This window comes from Pseudoalteromonas sp. Angola-4 (assembly GCF_028599265.1).
In the GTDB taxonomy this organism is placed as follows: domain Bacteria; phylum Pseudomonadota; class Gammaproteobacteria; order Enterobacterales; family Alteromonadaceae; genus Pseudoalteromonas; species Pseudoalteromonas atlantica.
Map to the genome: position 1 here is coordinate 191,071 of NZ_JAQREK010000005.1, position 21,473 is coordinate 212,543.

Consider the following 21,473-nt stretch of genomic DNA (forward strand, 5'->3'; position numbering starts at 1 on the left):
TTGCGTTAAGCGCTCTGTGATACTGGCTCATCTACTGGGGTTAGCGTAGCTATTTTATTATTAAGCGCACTGCTAATAACGCTTTGCACTAGTTTTTCACAGCCTCCACAACCCGTACTTGCTTTAGTGGCTTGCTGCACTTTATTTAAATCGCTACAACCTTGTATAACCGCTTGTTCAATAGTGTGTTTTGTCACTTTGTGGCACACACAAATAATGGCATCACGTGGCAAATCATCAGCGTTTAGCTCGCCCGCGTCACCTGCAAGCGGCATTATTAATGACTCTGCGGGCACACTAAGCTCAATGCCATTTAAGTGATACTGCAATAAATTATCGTAATCACTGGTATCGCCAACCAGTACAGCACCTATGAGCTTATTGCCTTGCTCATTAGTGACTACTTTTTTGTAAACACCGTTTGGCTGATCTTCAAAGTAATAGCTAATTGCGCCTTCACTGCGTGCATGGGCATCACCAATTGAGCCTACTTCAACACCCATTAATTTAAGCTTGGTGCTCATATCGGCACCGCTAAATTCATCAGCACTATTTGAGGAATTGTTTGAGGTAGTGTGTAAAGCTTTGTTTGAAGAGAGCTGTTGTAAAACATGCCCTGCCGCTACTTTTGCCATCGCGTAGCCCGGTGCTACAAGGCCAAAAATAAAGTTATTCCAAAGGGCGCATTCGCCTATGGCGTATATGTTTTTATCACTCGTTTGGCAATGGTTGTTTATTACGATGCCGCCGCGCTCACCTATTTCTAAATTAAACTCACGAGCTAGGTTGTCGTATGGGCGAATACCGGCCGAAAATACAATCATGTCGGTTTCTAGGGTTTGCCCCCCTTTAAAGCACATTTTATAACGGCTGTTTTCACCCTCTATAATTTGCTCTGTCGCCACTGATGTATGCACTGTAACGCCCAGCTCGGTAATTTTATTTTTAAGCAATCGACCACCAGCACTATCTATTTGTACGCCCATAAGTTGTGGTGCAAATTCTATTACATGGGTTTGCAAGCCAAGCTGCTTTAATGCGTTGGCAGCTTCTAGCCCTAATAAACCGCCGCCAATTACTACGCCCACCTTGCTGGCATGTGCAGATTTTTTTATGGCGTGTAAATCGTTAATGGTTCTGTAAACTAGGCAATGCTCACGGTCTTTACCTGGAATGGGTGGTACAAATGCAAATGAACCGGTAGCCAATATTAACTTGTCGTATTCAAATGTTTTGCCTTTTGCAGTAGTGACTGTTTTTGCATCGCGGTTTATATCAACCACTTTAGAATGAGTATGAAAGCACACTTGCCAATCTTGATAGGTTTTACTGCAGGTAAGTGCTAAATCGTCTTCGGTTTTACCTTTAAAAAAAGACGAAAGCTGTACGCGGTCATAAGCGAGTCGGTCTTCACCGCTGAGTACGGTAATCTCCATATTTTGAGTATCACCTTGTTGTGATACTAGCTGTTGTACAAAATGATGGCCAACCATTCCATTTCCGACAACTACAACACGCTGCTTGCTTGGCATTAAAATCACCTGTTTGATTTAAAATACACTTAACTTTAGATGGGTACTTTAAATGTATAATTTATTATGTGTTGGTTATAGCAATATGCAAGCCAGATATATAAACAATATATTTCAACAGCTTAACTAATTTAATACAGTAAAAAAGAAGTGAAAGCACCACAAGCTGGCGCTATTGCACCAACTTGTAACGCTTTAAATTAAATAACGAGGGTTTAGGTTAAATACTTAAAATTTAGCGCTTACCCATACCCACAGTTTTTGGGTATCAACTTTGCCTGCAGCGCTATCGCCTGCTGAATAATCGGCATATTTTGCGCCTACAGCATAGGTTTTATTAATAGGCTTTACGTATTGTACGTTTAGCTCTGTGCCTAAATCATCAACGCCATTGGCGCTATCGTTGGCATCAAAGCTGTGATACGCCAACAGCCATTTACCGCCGTAAGCTTTACCATTTAAACTTACATAAGTGTCATCAAGCCCTTGTGCTGGGGTTGCTAAAAACGTATCGGCCCAGCCATTAAATTTATGCATTGTGGCAAGCGGCGTGGCAAAACCATAATCACCGTTATCAGAACCCAGTGACTCAATACCAGCTTTTAATGTAACGGTTTCAATGCCTAAACCGCCTAAATCTATCCCCCCTTCAAACGCATAGTAATCTGCGTCAAAATCACTCATACTCGTTGATGCAGATTGCGTGGCGTACTGTGCTTTATAGTAAAATTTAATATCGCTGAGCGTTTTATTACCATTAAAAGACACACCATAAGTATCTAAGCTGTCATTATCTATTGCATCGTCACTTAATAAATAGCTGTATAAAACCACCTTACCTAGGCTTGTTTTAAAGCTTGCATTGATAAGATGATCGGATGCATCAATATCTTTGCTATCGGCAAATATACGGTTGCGCTTACTTATGTAGCTATAGTGCAAGTTAATATCATTAAAGGAGTAATTTACTGTTGCAGCATCAAAAGTTTGCCTGTCTTGCCTAAAGCCAACGTGGCCTACAAAGCGCTGTCCATCAAGCGCTATTACTTGCCTACCTACTTTAATTGATAAAGCATCTTTTGCGTACTTAACGAAAGCCTGATCTACTTCTGTGGTTTCAGGGTCGGCTATTACTGAGTAATTAGTATTTTTACCCAGCGTATTATTGTAATCGTCTACACCTAATAGGCTTCGGCTATCTTCGACCTCTAATAAAGCAGAAAAGCCATTCACTTCATCGGTTTTATGAGTAAGGCGTGTGCGCAGCGTTAAGCTACTGGCATCTTTTAGTGCGTTATCTTGCTCTGCACTTTCATAACGCAGCCTAAAATTAAGGTCGGTTTGCGCTGCAACACTAATAGAAGGCGCAGCAATGCACCCTATCATTAAAATAATAGGTAAGTTATTTTTATAATTTAACATGTTGGTCTCTTAGTTTTTAATTATGAGCACGCACAATAAAATGATAAATAAACACAGCGAAATGCTCTTCCAGAGTAATACTGGATCGCGTTTCATTATTGAAATTTTGTTGGCTGAGCTCTGTAAATGTGGATTAGGTTTACTAATATCTGTTAAAAACTCAGAAAATGCGTGGTATCTGAGCGCTGGTTTTGGCGCAAGTGCTTTCATTAAAGCCTGATCTAACCAAAAGGGTATATCGGCTCGGTACTTGCGAATACTTGTGTATTGCCAGTGGCTGTAATCAATAGGGGTATGACTTGCCGGTAATGTTTTATAAGGCAGCTTCGAGCACAATAACTCATAAGCAATCACCCCAAGCGAAAACATATCGCTTTTAAAATCGGCGTGCAGCGAAATAAGTGTTTCAGGAGCCGTATAATCTATAGTCCCTTGCGGGCAGTCATCGGCTATTTGCTTAACCGACTCATCCATAGCCGCAACACTTACAGTACCGTAATCAATTAACGTAACTTTACCGTGAGCATCTATCATCACGTTATCGAGCTTTAAATCACGATGTACCATATCTAATCGCTGAAAAGCCCTTAGCGCATGCACTATTTGCTCTACAATACTGCGCACTTGCGCTATTTCTAAATAAGGGACGTCGTGCTTATAGTCACTGAGGGTTTGTCCGTCCATGTACTCGCAAATATGATATAAAAATCGGCTTTGCGATTGCGTATTTAAAACCTTCATTACATTAGGATGATTAATACGTTGCCCTACCCACCCTTCGCGTATAAAGCCTTGAAGGTAGTGTATATCGTCTTCAAAATTAACCGAGGGTGCCTTTAATACAACGGGAGGTGCATCAGGTGCTTGCTGTACCAAATAAATGTGCGATCGGCTGCTTTCGTTGATTTTACGAATAACCGTATATCCATCAATTATTTGGCCAACCTCTAATGCGGGTGGTATTTTTCGCTGCGTTAACGATTGATAAAGCTCATCTAGATTTTGCTGCGCAATGCTATTTACCTTCACTAATAAACAACTCACATTATCATCACTGCCTTGTGCTATAGCCCGTGAGGTAATGGCCTTTGCTGCCTGCTCTAAGTTGTTATGGGCGTTTATTTCGTTGGCAATTTCAGTATAGGGCAATACATCATGCACACCATCGCAAGTCAGTATGTAAATATCACCGGCTTTTAGGTCAACTTCGTAAACATCAATTTCTTGATGTGACTGCGCGCCTAAAGCACGAGTGAGCGTATCATTTACTTTATGATCCCGCGTTATCGCTTCCATTTGATTATCGCGTAAACGCATAATGCGAGTATCGCCTAAATGAAATATATACCCCGTAGCTGATTTTAATATAAGCGCCGTAAAGGTGGTCATCCAATCTGCTTGGCGTTGCCCTAAGTGGTTATAGTTGACTGATTGCGAATATAACCACTGATTTAAGCTAGCTAAAACCTTAGAAACCGATTTTTTGACCGCCCAGCTGTCGGGTGTATTTAAATACTCATTTATAAAATGAGTAACACTGAGCTGCGATGCTTGTTTGGCATTTTTAGCTGATGAACACCCATCTGCTAAGCACGCAATAGCGCCTTTTGTTTCTTGTTGTTCGTGCTCAGTATTTAAAGCAGCAAACGCATCTTGATTTTCATCTTTTATGCCCGCGGCACTGTGCCCACCAAAAGAAACATCTAGCGTATTATTACGAACTTGAGCGTGTTGGGTTTCATCAAACATACTAAACGCTACCTTAAGTCACTGAAATAAGTTCAACAGTGCCATCTTCGTTAACTTCTGTGATGTGCCCATCGGGTTCTTTCATGAAAAATAATGCACCTAAACCTAACAATGCACTGGCAGCGATAATCATAAAGAATGTTTGGTAATCAACTAACGAGAGCGCCGTTAAATATACAACAGCCCCTACATTACCGTAGGCACCTGTCATACCTGCAATTTGACCCGTTAAACGACGTTTAATAAGTGGCACTGCGGCAAATACTGCGCCTTCTCCTGCTTGAACAAAAAACGAACACGCCATAGCAGCGGCAACAGCAAGCCAAAGCGGCCAGCTTGCGTCAACTAAGCCCATAACAAAGTAACCTACAGCTAGGCCTGTGGTAAGTACAATAAGTGTTTTACGACGACCCATTCTATCTGAAATCCAACCACCACCAGGGCGAGAGGCTAAGTTCATAAATGCATAAGCTGATGCTAATAAGCCTGCGTATACCATATCAAGACCAAATACTTCACTAAAAAATAATGGCAACATAGATACAACAGCCAACTCTGATCCAAAAGTAGTAAAATAAAGAATATTTAATACTGCCACTTGCTTAAACTCGTAACGGTGCGACTCTGGCACTGGTTGTTTAAAAATATGGCCGTTTATGTCGTAAGTTTTATATACCTCGTATAAATAAAGCAGTACTAAAAAGGCATAGGTGCAAATTACAACGTTTTCAGACAGTAAACTGGCGCCCGCTGGCGAAAGTTTCCAAGTAAGTAGTGCTAAAGCACCGTACATAGGCAGTTTCATTATAAGTAGTAATACAAAGTCGCCTTTACTGGTTACCTCCATTGCCCCAACTTTTTTGGGCTTAAAGTAAGTGCCACCTTTTGGCGTGTCAGTTACGTTGATGTACCAAATAACACCAAATATGACACTTAACACACCGGTTAGGCCTATCGCATAACGCCAGCCATCGTCACCGCCAAACATAAGCGCTAATACAGGTAATAGCATTGCAGCAGCTGCCGAACCAAAGTTACCCCAGCCGCCATAAATACCCTCTGCTGTGCCTAATTCGTTTGCTGGGAACCACTCGCTCACCATACGAATGCCCACAACAAAACCCGCACCAATAAAGCCAAGTGCGAAACGGGCAATAGCGGCTTGTTCAAACGTGGTCGCCATGGCAAACATAAAACACGGAATACTACATAAAATAAGTAAAGCCGCATAAACAATACGCGGGCCAAATTTATCGGTTAGCATGCCAACCACTACACGTGCAGGAATGGTTAAAGCGACATTTAAAATTAGTAGCGTTTTAACCTGTGCCATGGATATTCCCAGCGAGCTCGCTATGGCACCTAATAATGGCGCATGGTTAAACCATACAAAAAAAGAGATAAAAAACACCATCCAGCTTAAATGCAGTATTTTCATTTTTCCGCTAAACGATATGAGATTAAACCCAGTACTCGGTTGCATGTTTTTTTCCTTGTAACGATTATTGTTTTAAGCAGCGAATACAACTTTGGTAGTAAAAACACTGCGACGATTGTTAAATTAACGTTAACCGCCTTCAGCAATTACTAAGCCAATAATTATTAGTTAGGCTTTTCATGCACTTATATTTTTTGGAAATGTTATTTTTTTTGCTTTGCACTATTAAAGCAGCCACTGTGAGCGTAAACAGTGCAAAGAAATTTTAAGCTTTACTTGCTCTAAGATTTAACTAATTGGTATTGTTTAAAAAAATTATGAGAAAAAATAAATGCAAAAACCGCCTTTAACCTATCAGCAGCAATTACGCTATTCACGCCATATTATGCTTCCTCAGCTGGATATCGATGGGCAAGAAAAAATATGGCAAAGTCATGTGCTTATAGTTGGGCTAGGTGGATTAGGTTGCCCTGTAGCACAATACTTGGCTGCCTCAGGAGTAGGAACATTAACGCTTGTAGATAACGATGTGGTTGATGCGACAAATTTGCAAAGGCAGGTGCTTTACAAACACACTGATATCGGCAGTTTAAAAACCCACAGTGCAAAAAAGCATTTAACTCAGTTGAATAATGAAATAGAAATACACACGATTGATGAATTTTTAGACGAAAGTGCGCACCTTGAGCACTTACTTAGCAAAGTGGATGTTGTTATTGATTGCTCTGATAACTTAGCAACGCGAAACTTACTCAATAGCACCTGCTATAAGACATGCACGCCTTTGGTTTCTGGCTCTGCTATTCGGTTTGAGGGGCAAGTTGCTTGCTTTACAATGGCGCCTAATAGCCATTGCTATGGGTGTGTATCACAGCTCTTTGGCGAACAAACTCAAAGTTGCTCCGAGTCAGGCGTGCTCTCCCCTATTGTAGGGCTTATTGGCAGTATTCAAGCGACTGAAGCCCTTAAAATTATTGCAGGACTTAACAGTAAACTCACTGAGCAACTATTACTTGTAGATGGTTTGAGTATGGAGTTTAACCGTTTTAACATTGTTAAAAATAAGCACTGCCCAGTTTGCAGTGCCTGATTTAATACATTTAAAATTCATGACTGCTTTTAAAAGCCTAGCTCAGTGTTTCTAAATTATTTATTGTCAGGTAAACCTGCTCACCCAGTTGCACATTACTTTGTTGCCATTGCCTTTTAGATACCGCGCAATACAGCAACTGCGTATCTACATTAACAGTAAGTAGCCATTGCTCATCAAGCTGCTGGGTATTTTCAAGCATACCTATTAGCACGTTTGCACTGCACTGGTTAGACGGTTTTACTTTGCTGTAGGTTATTTGCCCGCTTTCTATAATTAACTTATGACTTTGTTTTACCAGCGAAGGCACTGCATATACATGTTGTAAGCTGTTACTAAGAGTTAGCTTGCATAGCCCAAATGCATCATTAAATTCAGACTTACTAAAACTAAGTACACTCAGTGGTGTTTGGCTCTTATTTGTATAAATACTGTGCACCACGTCTTGTGTGGCACCACACTTAAGCACCTTACCTTTAGCCATATGTATTAATGTATCGCTACAATAAAGGAGCTCTTTTAAAGAGTGGCTAACAATAATAAATTTAATACCATGGGATTTATTAAGTTGTTGCACTCCCGCCAACATAGTAAAACGCGTTGACCAATCTAATGCACTAAATGGCTCATCAAGTAAAATAACAGATTGCCCACTTAGAAGTGTTCTGGCAAAAATTACACGCTGGCGCTCACCGCCCGAAAGCCCCGCCACATCACGATTGAGTAATGGATTTAGTGCTAATAAATCAATTACCTGTTCAGGCGTTAGGTTGTTACTTTTATTTTTACAATGCCTGTGAGTAAACAGTAAATTACCCATCACATTTAAATGTGGAAATAACGGGCACGACTGCAGCTGTAAAGTAAGTAGGCGTTTATCTGGCTTTAGATGGGTTATATTATGATTATTTATACACACATTTTGCGCCGTAGTAAGCCCCGCTATCGCCTGTAATAAGCTCGACTTGCCAGAGCCCGAAGGGCCAAACACCCCTAAAATATCAAATTGGTTTATAGCTAAGTCAACATTGAGTTCAAAATCGTCCAAACGTTGATGGCATTGTATTTTAAGCACGATTAGCAGCTCCGTTTATCACGGTTTTATTAAATTTAAACAACAACACTAAACACGCAAACGCCATTGCGAGCAACACCAACGATAATTGATGCGCAGCCCCATAATTAAGTGACTCTACATGGTCGTAAAGTGCAATAGACACCACTTGGGTTTCGCCTTGTATATTGCCACCAATCATTAGCACTAAACCAAATTCTCCTAATGTATGGGCAAAACCCAGCGCAAAGGCACTGCCTATACTTGGCTTTAATAGCGGTAACGTTAAATACATAAATCGTTTAAATGGGCTTATTCCTAAAGCAATAGCTGCTTGGTCATAGGTGGTATTTATTTGTTTAAAACCCGCTAGTAGCGGCTGCATCACAAACGGAAGTGAATAAAATAATGAGCCAATAACCACCCCTTGAAAACTAAATGCGAGCTGCGTACCAGTAAGCCAAAACCAAAACTGGCCAAATGCATGCGTAGGTGAAAACAGCACTAATAAATAAAAACCCATTAGCGTAGGCGGCAGTACCAAAGGCATGGCTATAAGTGCTTCTAATATAGGCTTTAACTTACCTTTATAACTGGCAAGTTGCCACGCAAGCGGAATACATATCACTAACAAAATAGCGGCTGTTATAAAGGCAAGTTTAATTGTAAGCCACAGCGCTGTTAAATCACTTGCTAGCATCACTGTCCTTTGCTTTGTAGCCAAGTGCTAATAATGTTTTTGCGGTTGCGGGGGCATTTAAAAAAGCCATAAACTTTTTAGCAACAGTTAAATGCTTTGATGCGCTAATAATAACGCCTTGCTGTGTTATTTCTGGGTAATTTTTAGTGTCGATAAGCGTGTAGTTTAAATATTTTTTATTTTTAGTTTTACCATAAGCCGACTTTAACGTAGATAACGCCACCAAACCTTTAGCGGCATTGCCTGTTTCAACAAATTGAAAGGCATGAGTAATATTATTTGCATAGACAAACTCATAGGGGGTTTTTATAAACGCTTTTGCGTAATGCATTGATGATTGCCCATAAGGCGAAAAACGTGGGTTCGCAATGGCTAATTTATTATTCATAACGCTGCTACTTGGTTGCCAAAGTGCTAATAAACCTATTGCATAGGTTGTTAAACTGTCTTTAATTGCAAAACCATCTTCTATAAGTGCTTGTGGACGCGACGCATCAGCAGATAAAAAAACATCGTACGGCGCTCCATGCATAATTTGCGAGTGTAATACACCGCTAGATGCTGCCGATATTTTAAAATTTATATTTTTAAGTGCAGGATCAGTAATCAGCTTTTGTAGCACTGGTTTAAAATTGCTCGCAACGGCTATATGCAGTGTTTCTTTTGCGCTAACGCAGTTGCTAAATAGCACTAACAGTAACAACAAATAACCACACCATGTATTGTAAAGCTTTAACATTATAAGTATTGTTTTAAAAATCAGTCACATTATAAAAAACAATATATATGAACGATGTATGCAATGCACCTGGTTTATTACCAGTAGATACCGCAATAAGTAATATGCTCAACGCCATTAACTTTAATAAAGCCGCAGAAACCATTTCTATAATGCACAGTGTGGGCCGTGTTCTAGCACGCGATATTAAATCTGATATAAATGTGCCTGGTCACGATAATTCGGCAATGGATGGCTATGCGCTTTGCCTAAGTGAAGGCTTAACAACTTATCAACAAGTAGGCAGTGTATTTGCTGGGCAAACCTTTGAGGGCACTTTAATCCCAGGGCAATGCGTGAGAATTATGACCGGCGCAGCCCTGCCCTCTGGCGCTAATGCGGTAGTGATGCAAGAAAACGCCACTGTAAATAACAACGAAATAACATTTACAGGCAAAATTGAACTCAATGCTAACGTACGTTTTGCAGGTGAAGACATTGCAAAAAATAGTGCTGTTTTTAAAGCTGGCAGAAAACTAAAAGCAGTCGATGTAGGCTTACTTGCCTCTATTGGCATTAGCCAAGTAAGCGTATATGAAACACTTAAAGTTGCGGTGTTTTCTACCGGGGATGAACTTATAGAGCCGGGCAATGCGCTTCATGCAGGCGCTATTTATGAAAGTAATCGAGCAGTTATTTTAAGCGAGCTTAATGATAGCAATATAGAAGTGATTGATTTTGGAATAATTCCCGATGATAAAACGCTCATTAAAAACACGTTTTTAAAAGCAAATGAGCAAGCTGATGCTGTAATAAGCTCTGGTGGTGTATCCGTTGGTGAAGCCGATTTTACCAAAGAAGTATTAAATGAGATTGGCGATATCCATTTTTGGAAAATTGCCATGAAACCGGGTAAACCTTTTGCTTTTGGTAAATTACCTAACAGCTACTTTTTTGGTTTACCAGGTAACCCAGTATCAGCGGCTGTAACGCTTGAGCGACTTGTAAAACCCGCCCTTACAAAGCTTTCAGGAAATGAACATACTGCTAAGTTAAGCTTAAAAGCGACTACAACCACACTGATTAAAAAGCGCCCAGGCCGTACCGACTTTCAACGCGGTATTGCCAGTACCGACGAAAACAATAACCTGTTGGTAACGCCTATAAATAAGCAAGGCTCGGGGGTACTCTCATCGCTTAGTCATGCAAATTGCCTTATTGTAGTGCCCGCAGAAAGTGGCAATATTGAAAAAAACGAAACCGTAGAAATAGAGCTATTATAAAAAACCTTGTCCATAAAAAAGCCCAGCACATTTACTAAATTTGCTGGGCTTAAAATTGGGTTAAGTCGCGTTTAAAACAACGACTCAAAATCACCATTAGGAAATAACACCCCAGGGATACCACGTACTGCAGTTACATCCGCAATTTTTGTATCGCCTAAGTACAAGCCACCGCTGTAGTTGCTGCCAGCTTGTTTTACGTCGAGCCAACGGCCGTTTTCACCTTTTGCAGTTAAACTAATATTGCTATTTACTTCTCTAATGCGTAAATCTAAGGCTTTTTGTTTTACGCTAATAAAGACATCGCTACTAGTAAGCTGCGATAAATCAATAACATCACCTACATACGCCAGGCTAAAATCACTCGCACCACCCAAGGGCAGCGCCAACTCAAGGCCAAACATTAAATCGTCGTTTTCCTCACCACTGAGTGGTGAAGCCTCAAGCGCGGTAATATGAAAAGGTGTTGTTTGAATATCGCTTTGAAACTGCCCTTCAAAATCAAATGAAGAAAGAGAAGTAACTTCCTGTGCAAACGCAGATACAAAACGGTTTAAATCTAATGATATCTCACCTGTTAGCTCGCCAGACTGCTTAGCAATAACAACATCAGTGATAATATTAGCTATGCCTGTTTGCGCATCAGGTAATAACTCGCTTTGCTCACTTACCCCATCAAATTCAATTAGTAATTCGCTCACATCAACATCTAAGCGAGTATCGCCGTTGATAACAGAAGCACTCATAACCCCTTCTACTTTATCGCCCAGTACACCACTTATTCTAAAAGTAGGAATAGACATATCTATACTAACTGGTAAACCGTCGTAAGTACCCGTAATTAGCCATTCGTAAGGGGATGTAGAATAGCTAATATCAAGATCGCGTAACCTGTATTGTCCTTCGCTTGCAGAAACTTCCGCAAGGGGCGAATAATTTATGAGTACTTCGTTAATTACTTCAGCAAGCACAGTGATCGCTTTTTGAGTATCATCATCAAGTGCACTTTCTAGTTGCGCGAGCTTAGCATCTACATCCTCTGCGTAGGTTGTGTCCTGTAAGCGAATAACACCCAGTGCGTCTCTTATATTTTCGAGTAATTCGCGCGACTCGAGTGCTTGCTCAGTTTCAACCTTTTGTTGCCAATTGGTGTAGCTAGTCACGCTCGCAATAGTTTGCTTAACCTGCCCTGCTACACTTTGAATTAAACCATTACCTTGCTCACTGTAAAGGTTATCTGCAATGTATTGATCAGCTAAATTACTGTAAGTTTGCCACGCACTGGTATCATCTTGCTCGGTAATAAAATCATCAAATGCAGTGGCTAAATCAAACCCTTCAACAGACACACCAGCTACAATAGCCCCATAGGTAAATGCATCAGCCACAATTTCTGCCTCTAGTGTATTCCTTAGGCCACTGTGTGTAAGCTGATAAAAAGGACTCGCAGATAAACTTGCAAGGGTCGCGTCAACATTTGCATTCGTAATTGCGGTACTTAACGGCGAGAAAAATACTTCATTAACGCCCGGTGCAACATAAGCGCGAGCAGCATAGTTTAAATTAACGCCAGTTATCTCTTCAAAATCAATTAAACGGTTTTCATTTATATCGTTTACATCGCCGCGAAGCGTTCTGCCGCAACCTGTAAACCGTGGGCATGGCAAGGCACTATCCTCAGGTATAAATTCAAATGTATAAAAATTAAGAGGCGATACGCTCACGCTTGCAGTATTTATGTTTTCGACTGCAACAGACTCTACTACATTGCCTTGGCCGTCTAATTGATTAAGCGTACCTTTAGCTGATTGCCATTTAGGCACATAAAAATTTACGGTAGAGGTGGATGCTACGCTTATTTCAATCGCTTCGTCACTACTATCATTTGAAGAGCCACCACAGCCACTAAGCGCTAGAGCAACTGACAAAGGTAAAAGTTTTTTTAACATCTTCATTCCTTAAAACTTAATGTTCATGTACCAATTTACATTCGCATAATAAGCTTTATCTAAATCTAAGCTGTCGGTTTGTAAATTAAGACCAAAGTACTCGTTTTCAATACCAACTAAAAACGCTTCACTTTTTGTTTCATAGCCAGCTTGTACCTTCCAATGATCCCAAAAATGAATACGTCCTTTTAACTGACTAAAGGTATCTTTATCGTACTGTTTTACTGTAAAAGCAGTTGAGTAGCGGTTATTTATTCTGTAATCGGCAAAAGCCGTAATACGCATTTCCATATCAAGTGTGTGCGACTGGGTATTACCAAAAGCTGAGGTTTGAAGAGATACAGTAGGTGTAGAGACGACATTACCACTCTCATCTTCGCTGAAAGGAATTTCGGTCGTTTGCCCTTTTACTGAGCCAGTATCATCAAAGTCAGTTTTATAAAGTAAGTCTTTTACACTTAGGCCTACTTTTAAATCATCATTTATTTGCCAATCGGCAAAAATATCTAAGCTATAACCTAGGCCCTCAGGGTTTTCAGAAGGGGTAAACTTTTTGAATAAAATATCTTTCGAAAAATTATAATCAGCAGTAATACTGCCTTCAACATCATCACTAAACACTCGCCCATCTACAGAAGCATCTTGAAAATGTGTACTGGCAAAAACAGACACTTTTGGCGTAATAGTAAGCGCGTTTTTATCTAAAAATTTAAAATCGTATGATAAAAATACACCATTAGAGGTCACTTGCTTTGCATTTAACTGGTATGTGTAAAATCGTTCTTCAAAGGGTAAGTCGTTTTTTTCTAAATAAGTATAAAGTGCAGTGTCTGGGTCAAAATTAAGTACATAATCATAACGGCTCTGCAGGCCCACTTTAAAATTATTATAGCCCACACCAATTTCAAAAATATTATAAGTAAATGCACTATCGCCAGATTTAATAGGCTCGTCAAAGTCATCTACAAATGCCTGTACTGGCTGTGCCTCAGTGTAGATTTCGGCGTCAAAGTGAGTAAATATTTGAAATTGATTATTTGCAGAAGCTAGAGGTGAAAGTAGAGCAGTTGAAAATCCTAACAAGAGAATTTTTTTTTTCATAATTTAATCGCTTTCTATAAAAAAAGGGAAAAGCACACAGCTTTTCCCTTTTATAGTTTAAGTATTAGTTAGATGAGTCAATTAAAGTCACATCTGTGTACTCAATTACTTCATCATCAATGTAAGTAATCGAAACACCGTTTGTTACTTTAGTTGCGGTACCAAAGGTCATCATCATGCCATCGTACATCGCTTTAACATCACCCATGTAACCAGCTGATTCGGTACCCGACATAGACAGCGTGTAACCCATAGCTGCGTCACCGTTAACTTTAATTTCAAGCATGGTCATATCTTCATCACCACTGCTATCCACTTCAGACATTACGCTAAAGTCTAAGTCACCAGACATACCCATAGCTTCTAGCATTGCAGAATCAGTTTCATCCATGCCGCTTAAGTTTAGGTTACCCATAAAGCCTGAGTCACCGTCCATAATTTCAACACGGTTCCACGCTTGCGCCATAGTAAGCTCTGCGTCATCAACGGTATCTGCATTTACAGCACCGTCAAAAGTAAATACTAAACACGAATCAATTTGTGTTGAATCGGTAATAGTACCATCAGCAAATGCTTGACACTCTTCTAGTGCATCCGAGGCTACATCGCCTGTAACAAGCTCAACAGTTGCATCGCTTTGTGTATTTAGCATGCCACCCCAAGCAACAACAAGTTGATCATCTTGGTACGCTGCCGAAGCGGTAATTTCACTACCGGTCGCTGAGTTTGTAAGCATTAGCGTCAAGTTGTCTAGGCTGTAATCGTAGTCCCATTCAGGATGAGTTGTTGAAGTACCCTCACCAGAGTTGCCCATATCAGCAAGTTCTTCAAACACATCAAATAACACTTCGGCTGTGTCGTATAGAGCATCGCCACCCGTGCTAGTTAATACCGTCATTGTAGAAAGTGACATTGACGTTTCTTTAACTGATGCTGTCGCCACTGCAAGGTCTGCTTCTGCTTGTAAGCTAAGCGCTGTTACAAGTTGCTCGTTTGCAAGTTCAGCCTGAGTTTGTGCAGCTTCGGCCATCATTTCTGCGCTTTCAACTAAATCAGCGGCTTCAGCCATATCAGCTTCAGTTACTGCTACAGCTTCATATTCAGTTGCAGCTTCTAAGGCTTGCTCAATCGCAAGCTCAAGCGCATCGACAGCAGCAGAAAAATCAGAAGCAGCAGTTACCGCAGCATCAACTAAAGCAACCGTTGCTTGTGCATCGTCACCCGAGTCAACAGCAGCTTGTGCAGCAGCAAGCGCACTTGTTGATGCAGCTTCTGCAGTATTAGCAGCTGTTTTCTTTTCACCTGCAACATCGGCAGTATTCATAGCAACTTCTTTAGCAGCTGCTACTTCAATCTCGTACTCAGTAATAGCGGCTTGTGCATCAGCTACTAATTGCGCAATTGCTGCATCGTAATCGCTTAGGTTTTCTACCTCGACTAAGGCTGCGTCTTGTAAATCAGTTGCAGTATCAAGTACACCTTGATAGTCAGAGCTTTGCTCTACAAGTAAAGAAGCTGTGCTAACATAGCCCTGCGATTTAACATATAAAATATCAGCCATACTTGATAAGTCAGCAGCTTCTGCTTCGTTTTCAAGCGCTGCAACAGCAGCAACAAATTCAATTGCAGAGTCTGCATCGGTAATTGCATCACCACCTAATGCTTGAACATCAGCAAGCATTTCTTCAGCAGCATCTACCGAAGCTTGAAGTTCTGTAAGCTCAGTAGAAGATGCATCAAGTTGAGCATTTAGAGCAACCGCTAAATCAGCATAAAAGTCATCGCCCGCCACACACTCATCGCCTGTACAACCAAGTTCTTCTAACACTGTTTGAACAGCCGTTGCAATTTCAGCCAGCTCTGCATCACTTGCAGCGCCGTTTTTAACTGCATTGTCTTTTGCTTCTTTAGCTTTAGTAGCAATGCCTGCTGAGTTTTCAGCAAATGCAGCTATCTCTGCCGCCGAAGGTGCTGGGACCTTAGCCGCATAAGCCGCTTCAAGGGCTGTTTTAATTGCTGCTTCATCACCTGTTGCAATTGCTACAAACACACTCGCCGTACTAGAAACAGCTGTTTGTAAAGTTGCTGCAACGTCGGTTGAGCTTAAAGTACCTGCTTTAATACCCTCTTTAATGCTGGTCATTACTTCGCTAATTGAAGATAAGCCTTGAATAGACGACGACAGCTGAGCAATTGCTAATACACCTTGTGAAAGTGCTTCTTCACCGTCTACATCACTTAAATCAATAGCGCCGCCGTTAGATACATCACCTAACAGTGCAGATAATAATACTGCTGCATCAGGACCCATTACCTGAATAACCGTATTTAAACTTGTTGATGCAATTGCACCTGCGTCAACGTCAGCTTCAGCTTCAAGTAGTGCTTGAGCAACCAACGTAGTTAAAAAGGTTACATTGGCTTTAAACGAACGAGCAACATTTGCATCGCCTGCTGCACCACTTGTATCAGACGAATCAGCGTCCGCTGCAGCAATATATTTAACAACCGAAAGCTCTAGATCAGCTTTATACCATTCACCAAATTCAATGTTAGTGTCGCCATCGTTTACATCGTCTGCTTCTGGCGCTTCATTGTAAGTTCCACAGCCAACATACGCATCACAACGTAAATAACTGTCGTCACCCTCTTCAGCAGTTGCAACTGTAATATACACAGGGCCTGTAAAGTCATCTTCAAGGTAAATGCTGTAACTACCATTATCGCCAGTTACTAGCGCATCGGGGTTGCCCGCTATTTTGCTTGCTTCTACTGCTGCATCAGCCGCATCTTGAGACGTTGCTTCGCCGGTAAATGTTTCAGCTTCTGCTGAAGCCTCTAATCTAAATGCAACCGGAACACTTTGACCTGTTTCGTCAAGTGTCATTACGCTAACAACGGCACCTTTCATTGCACCTTTAACAGCTTTACCTGTTATTTCTACGTTAAATTGAGCGTCATCAGATGATGTAACCGATTCAACTGGAGGAACATAAGTGTTTCTGTCGTTGTCTGAACCACAACCCGCCAAACCTAGTGTAAGTGCAACAGATGCTGCAATCGGGGTAATTTTAGTCATACGCTGTGCCATTTATTTCTCCTTGATAGCCTGCAATGAGTATCAGAAAATTATTTTATTAAATATACGTGCGAAAGTTTACAAAACAACATAAACAGACACACAATAACAACCTTTGTTACTTATAAATTAAAGTAACATTAAGTAACGAGTTTTTGCTACATTTTTATACGTTTTGAGTACAAGTTTTTATCTAATTTTAAACGACGCTTCTTCATAGGCTTTACTATATTTTCAATAACATATGTTAAAACCATTAAGAAGCATCGCTCTGGCGTACCATATATCCACAATATTAAGTGAATATTACATTTAATTTAGTTTGTTAATAATATTCTTCAAGTAATTGCGACAGATACGCTAAAAAAAACGCCCGCCAAAGCTAATATAATGAAAAAGGATGGGGTTAGGTGGTGTTTTGAAATGAAATATATAAACAGGATGTTTATTTAGCTTTATATTAAGACTAAACGCTAAAAAGTCATTAACGCGCAGTATGCACCGTTAATGACTCAATAAAACGTTGGAAATACTATTGAGGTGCTTTCACTACGCCCTCCATCAGCACGCGCGCACTGCGGCTCATACTCGCTTTTGTTACTTGCCAATAGCCGTCTATCTGTTGAGCTTCGGCTCCTACTTTTAATGTACCAGAGGGGTGTCCAAAATTAATTTCGTTTAACGCACCGCCACCTGCGGCCACATTAACAAGCGTACCTTCAATAGCAGCGGCAGCGCCAATAGCCACTGCAGCTGTGCCCATCATAGCGTGATGCAGCTTGCCCATAGACATAGCACGTACTAATAAATCAATTGTTTTAGCTTCAATAAATTTACCACTAGACGCGTTATAATCTAATGGCGCTGCCACGAAAGCGACTTTAGGTGTATGCTGTCGTGTTTGTGCTTCGCTAATATTGCTGATCAGGCCCATTTTTACCGCACCATGGGCACGTATTGTTTCAAGCTTTTTAAGTGCGTCGATATCATTATTTATGTCATCTTGCAGTTCAGTGCCGCTGTAGCCGATATCGCTTGCGTTAATAAACACAGTAGGAATACCCGCGTTGATCATCGTGGCTTTTAAGGTACCAATTCCTGGTACTTCTAAGTCATCCACTACATTACCTGTAGGGAATAACGCCCCTTCACCATCGGCAGGGTTTAAAAACTCAAGCTTTACCTCGGCAGCGGCGAAGGTTACGCCATCAAGTTCAAAATCCCCAGTTTCTTGCACTTCGCCATTAGTAATAGGTACGTGAACAAAAATGCTTTTTTTAATATTAGCTTGCCATACACGTACTACAGCTACACCGTTATCGGGTACTGTGCTTTTATCAACTAAGCCGTTCGTTATAGCAAACGCACCTACTGCGCTGGTTAAATTACCGCAATTGCCGCTCCAATCTATAAAAGCTTTATCTATTGCCACTTGGCCAAATAAATAATCCACATCGTGGTTAGGTTGCTCGCTTTTACTTAAAATAACCGTTTTACTAGTACTTGATGTTGCACCGCCCATGCCATCGGTTTGTTTGCCATATGGGTCGGGGCTACCAATTATGCGTAACAGTAAATTGTCGCGCGCCTCACCTGCCACTTGGGCAGGTTTGGGTAAGTCGGTTAACTTAAAAAATACACCTTTACTGGTGCCGCCGCGCATATAAGTTGCTGGTACTTTAATTTGTGGTTTAAACATAATGCACGCCCCTTATGCTGATTGCGTAGCTTCTAAAAAGTCTTGCGCAAAGCGCTGTAATACACCACCAGCGGCATAAATAGAAAGTTCTTCTTGGGTATCCAATCTGCATTTCATAGGTACTGTTAGTACCTCACCGTTTTTACGTGTAATCACTAAATCAAGCGTTGCACCTGGTGTTGGCTCGCCTTTTACATCAAAGCTTTCGCTGCCATCAATGTTAAGCGTTTTGCGGGTAGTGCCTGGTTTAAACTCAAGCGGTAATACACCCATGCCAATTAAGTTAGTACGGTGAATACGCTCAAAGCCCTCTGCAGCTATAACCTCAACGCCTGCAAGCCTTACCCCTTTTGCAGCCCAATCACGCGATGAGCCTTGCCCATAATCGGCACCGGCTACAATAATGAGTGGTTGTTTACGCTGCATATAAGCTTCGATTGCTTCCCACATACGTGTGTTAGTACCTTGTGGCTCTAATCGTGCGTATGAACCTTGTTTAACTTCGCCGTTTTCATCACGCACCATTTCGTTTAACAATTTAGGGTTTGCAAATGTAGCGCGCTGCGCTGTTAAGTGATCCCCTCGGTGCGTTGCGTACGAGTTAAAGTCCTCTTCAGGGACGTTCATTTTAGTTAAGTATTCACCCGCAGCACTGCTTGCCATAATAGCGTTTGAAGGCGATAAATGATCCGTTGTAATGTTATCGCCAAGTACAGCAAGGGCGCGCATGCCGGTCATGGTTCGCTCACCTGCAAGGGCGCCTTCCCAGTATGGCGGGCGGCGAATATAGGTACTTTGCTCGCGCCAATTGTATAGCGGGTCGTTGTCTTCACCGTAATCTACGGTTAAATCAAACATAGGTTCGTACACTTTTTTAAATTGCTCTGGCTTTACACTTTGTTTGATTACTTCATCTATTTTTTCATCGCTTGGCCATAAATCTTTTAGCGTTATGTCGTTACCATTTTGATCTTTCCCTAGTACACCTTTTTCAATATCAAAACGAATAGTACCGGCAATAGCGTAAGCCACCACTAATGGCGGTGACGCTAAAAATGCTTGCTTAGCATAGGGGTGAATACGCCCATCAAAGTTACGATTGCCCGAAAGTACCGCTGTTGCGTATAAATCGCGATCGATTACTTCTTTTTGAATAACAGGGTCTAATGCGCCGCTCATACCGTTACAGGTAGTACAAGCAAAGCCCACAATACCAAAGCCGAGCTTTTCGAGCTCAGGGAGTAAGTTTGCCTCTTCTAGGTATGATTGCACCGCTTTAGAACCTGGCGCTAATGACGTTTTAACCCAGGGTTTGCGCATTAAGCCTTTAGCATTTGCGTTACGCGCAAGTAGGCCTGCAGCAATTACATTGCGCGGATTACTGGTGTTAGTACAACTTGTAATAGCCGCGATAATACATGCGCCATCAGGCATTAAGCCTTCCTCGTTTTCAACCGTGCCAGATATACCCTCTTTGGCTAAATCGCTGGTGGATACTCGGCGGTGCGGGTTTGAAGGCCCTGCAATGTTGCGCCCTACGCTTGATAAATCAAATTTAAGCACTCGCTCATATTTTGCGGTTTTTAAACTATCGCTCCAAAGGCCAGCCGTTTTAGCGTAGTTTTCTACAAGCGCTATTTGCTCTTCATCACGCCCTGTTAAACGCAAATAATCGATTGTTTTATCGTCTATATAAAACATGGCTGCAGTGGCACCAAATTCTGGTGTCATGTTTGAAATCGTTGCTCTGTCGCCAAGGGTTAGTGCATCAGCGCCTTCGCCGTAAAATTCTAAATAGGTTGATACAACACGCTGAGCGCGTAAAAATTCGGTAATAGCCAGCACTATATCGGTTGCGGTAATCCCAGGCTGGCGAGTGCCTGTAAGCTCAACTCCTACTATATCAGGCAAGCGCATGTACGAGGCGCGGCCAAGCATTACGCTTTCGGCTTCAAGCCCACCAACACCTACAGCAATTACGCCAAGTGCATCAACATGCGGGGTGTGGCTGTCGGTACCTACTAAGGTATCGGGGAATGCAATGCCATCGCGGTTTTGAATAACAGGCGACATTTTTTCAAGGTTAATTTGATGCATAATGCCGTTACCAGGCGGAATAACATCAATATTTTTAAAAGCGGTTTTAGTCCAGTTTATAAAATGAAAACGGTCATCGTTGCGTCTATCTTCTATTGCACGGTTTTTTTCAAATGCGTCAGGATCAAAGCCTGCGTGTTCAACCGCTAAAGAGTGATCAACAATTAGCTGGGTAGGCACAACCGGGTTTACTTTTGCTGGATCACCACCTTTTGCGGCAATGGCGTCGCGCAGGCCTGCTAAATCAACTAAAGCAGTTTGGCCTAAAATATCGTGGCACACTACGCGCGCCGGATACCACGGAAAGTCTAAATCTTGCTTACGCTCAATAAGCTGATTAAGCGCATCGGTTAGCATATCAGGCTCACAGCGGCGCACTAAGTTTTCGGCAAGTACGCGTGATGTGTAAGGCAATGTGGCATAAGCACCAGGCTTTATTGCATCAACGGCTTCTTGCGTATCGTAGTAATCCACATTTGAGCCGGGCAATGGTTTTCGGTATTGGGTGTTATTAATTATGGTCATAATATCTATTCGCTAATAGGTGACGGGAGATAAAAGG

14 protein-coding genes are annotated in these 21,473 nt (G+C 41.4%); 2 read left to right on the plus strand and 12 right to left on the minus strand.

The annotated features are described in order from the left end of the window. Positions 1–5: 5 nt before the first annotated feature. The 4 genes from PSH48_RS08980 to PSH48_RS08995 all read right to left on the minus strand — a co-directional run bounded on the left by PSH48_RS08980 (position 6) and on the right by PSH48_RS08995 (position 6,186). Positions 6–1,532, minus strand: coding sequence for an FAD-dependent oxidoreductase (locus tag PSH48_RS08980; protein ID WP_273611387.1), 1,527 nt, complete (start codon positions 1,530–1,532; stop codon positions 6–8). Positions 1,533–1,760: 228 nt separating this feature from the next. Beyond that, positions 1,761–2,954 (minus strand): alginate export family protein, encoded by a 1,194-nt coding sequence (locus PSH48_RS08985; RefSeq protein ID WP_273611388.1) that lies wholly within the window; start codon positions 2,952–2,954, stop codon positions 1,761–1,763. 9 nt (positions 2,955–2,963) lie between these two features. After that, complete coding sequence (locus PSH48_RS08990; protein WP_273611389.1) at positions 2,964–4,703, minus strand: bifunctional protein-serine/threonine kinase/phosphatase; 1,740 nt, start codon at positions 4,701–4,703, stop codon at positions 2,964–2,966. A gap of 13 nt (positions 4,704–4,716) precedes the next feature. Further along, a complete protein-coding gene (locus PSH48_RS08995; protein ID WP_273611390.1) occupies positions 4,717–6,186 on the minus strand; it encodes a NarK family nitrate/nitrite MFS transporter in 1,470 nt (489 codons plus the stop codon). A gap of 286 nt (positions 6,187–6,472) precedes the next feature. Here PSH48_RS08995 and PSH48_RS09000 point away from each other — a divergent pair, with 286 nt between their 5' ends. After that, entirely contained in the window at positions 6,473–7,231 is a 759-nt protein-coding gene (locus tag PSH48_RS09000) for a HesA/MoeB/ThiF family protein (RefSeq protein ID WP_273611391.1), read from the plus strand. A gap of 37 nt (positions 7,232–7,268) precedes the next feature. Here PSH48_RS09000 and PSH48_RS09005 read toward each other — a convergent pair whose 3' ends face one another. The 3 genes from PSH48_RS09005 to modA are packed head-to-tail and all read right to left on the minus strand — an operon-like array spanning position 7,269 to position 9,724. Further along, positions 7,269–8,306, minus strand: a complete 1,038-nt coding sequence (locus PSH48_RS09005; RefSeq protein ID WP_138540757.1) for an ATP-binding cassette domain-containing protein — start codon at positions 8,304–8,306, stop codon at positions 7,269–7,271. Further along, the gene (gene modB / locus PSH48_RS09010; RefSeq protein ID WP_055015044.1) at positions 8,299–8,985 is read right to left on the minus strand and encodes a molybdate ABC transporter permease subunit; all 687 of its coding nucleotides are present in this window, start codon (positions 8,983–8,985) and stop codon (positions 8,299–8,301) included. The genes PSH48_RS09005 and modB overlap by 8 nt, the downstream gene beginning before the upstream one ends. Further along, positions 8,972–9,724: a molybdate ABC transporter substrate-binding protein gene (gene modA / locus PSH48_RS09015; RefSeq protein ID WP_138540758.1), complete on the minus strand. Its 753-nt coding sequence runs from the start codon at positions 9,722–9,724 to the stop codon at positions 8,972–8,974. The genes modB and modA overlap by 14 nt, the downstream gene beginning before the upstream one ends. A gap of 47 nt (positions 9,725–9,771) precedes the next feature. On the opposite strand from modA, the gene moeA reads away from it, so the two are divergent. Further along, positions 9,772–10,986 (plus strand): molybdopterin molybdotransferase MoeA, encoded by a 1,215-nt coding sequence (moeA, locus tag PSH48_RS09020; RefSeq protein WP_138540759.1) that lies wholly within the window; start codon positions 9,772–9,774, stop codon positions 10,984–10,986. 71 nt (positions 10,987–11,057) lie between these two features. Here moeA and PSH48_RS09025 read toward each other — a convergent pair whose 3' ends face one another. From PSH48_RS09025 to acnD, 5 genes are all read right to left on the minus strand, one after another. Further along, on the minus strand, positions 11,058–12,935 hold the full coding sequence (locus PSH48_RS09025) for a hypothetical protein (protein ID WP_273611392.1): 1,878 nt from the start codon (positions 12,933–12,935) through the stop codon (positions 11,058–11,060). A gap of 9 nt (positions 12,936–12,944) precedes the next feature. Next, entirely contained in the window at positions 12,945–14,036 is a 1,092-nt protein-coding gene (locus tag PSH48_RS09030) for a hypothetical protein (RefSeq protein ID WP_273611393.1), read from the minus strand. A 64-nt stretch (positions 14,037–14,100) separates the two neighbouring features. Further along, positions 14,101–17,127: a hypothetical protein gene (locus PSH48_RS09035; protein WP_273611394.1), complete on the minus strand. Its 3,027-nt coding sequence runs from the start codon at positions 17,125–17,127 to the stop codon at positions 14,101–14,103. Positions 17,128–17,647: 520 nt separating this feature from the next. After that, a complete protein-coding gene (prpF, locus tag PSH48_RS09040) occupies positions 17,648–18,814 on the minus strand; it encodes a 2-methylaconitate cis-trans isomerase PrpF (protein WP_273611395.1) in 1,167 nt (388 codons plus the stop codon). Positions 18,815–18,826: 12 nt separating this feature from the next. After that, on the minus strand, positions 18,827–21,436 hold the full coding sequence (gene acnD, locus PSH48_RS09045; protein ID WP_273611396.1) for a Fe/S-dependent 2-methylisocitrate dehydratase AcnD: 2,610 nt from the start codon (positions 21,434–21,436) through the stop codon (positions 18,827–18,829). Positions 21,437–21,473 lie beyond the last annotated feature (37 nt).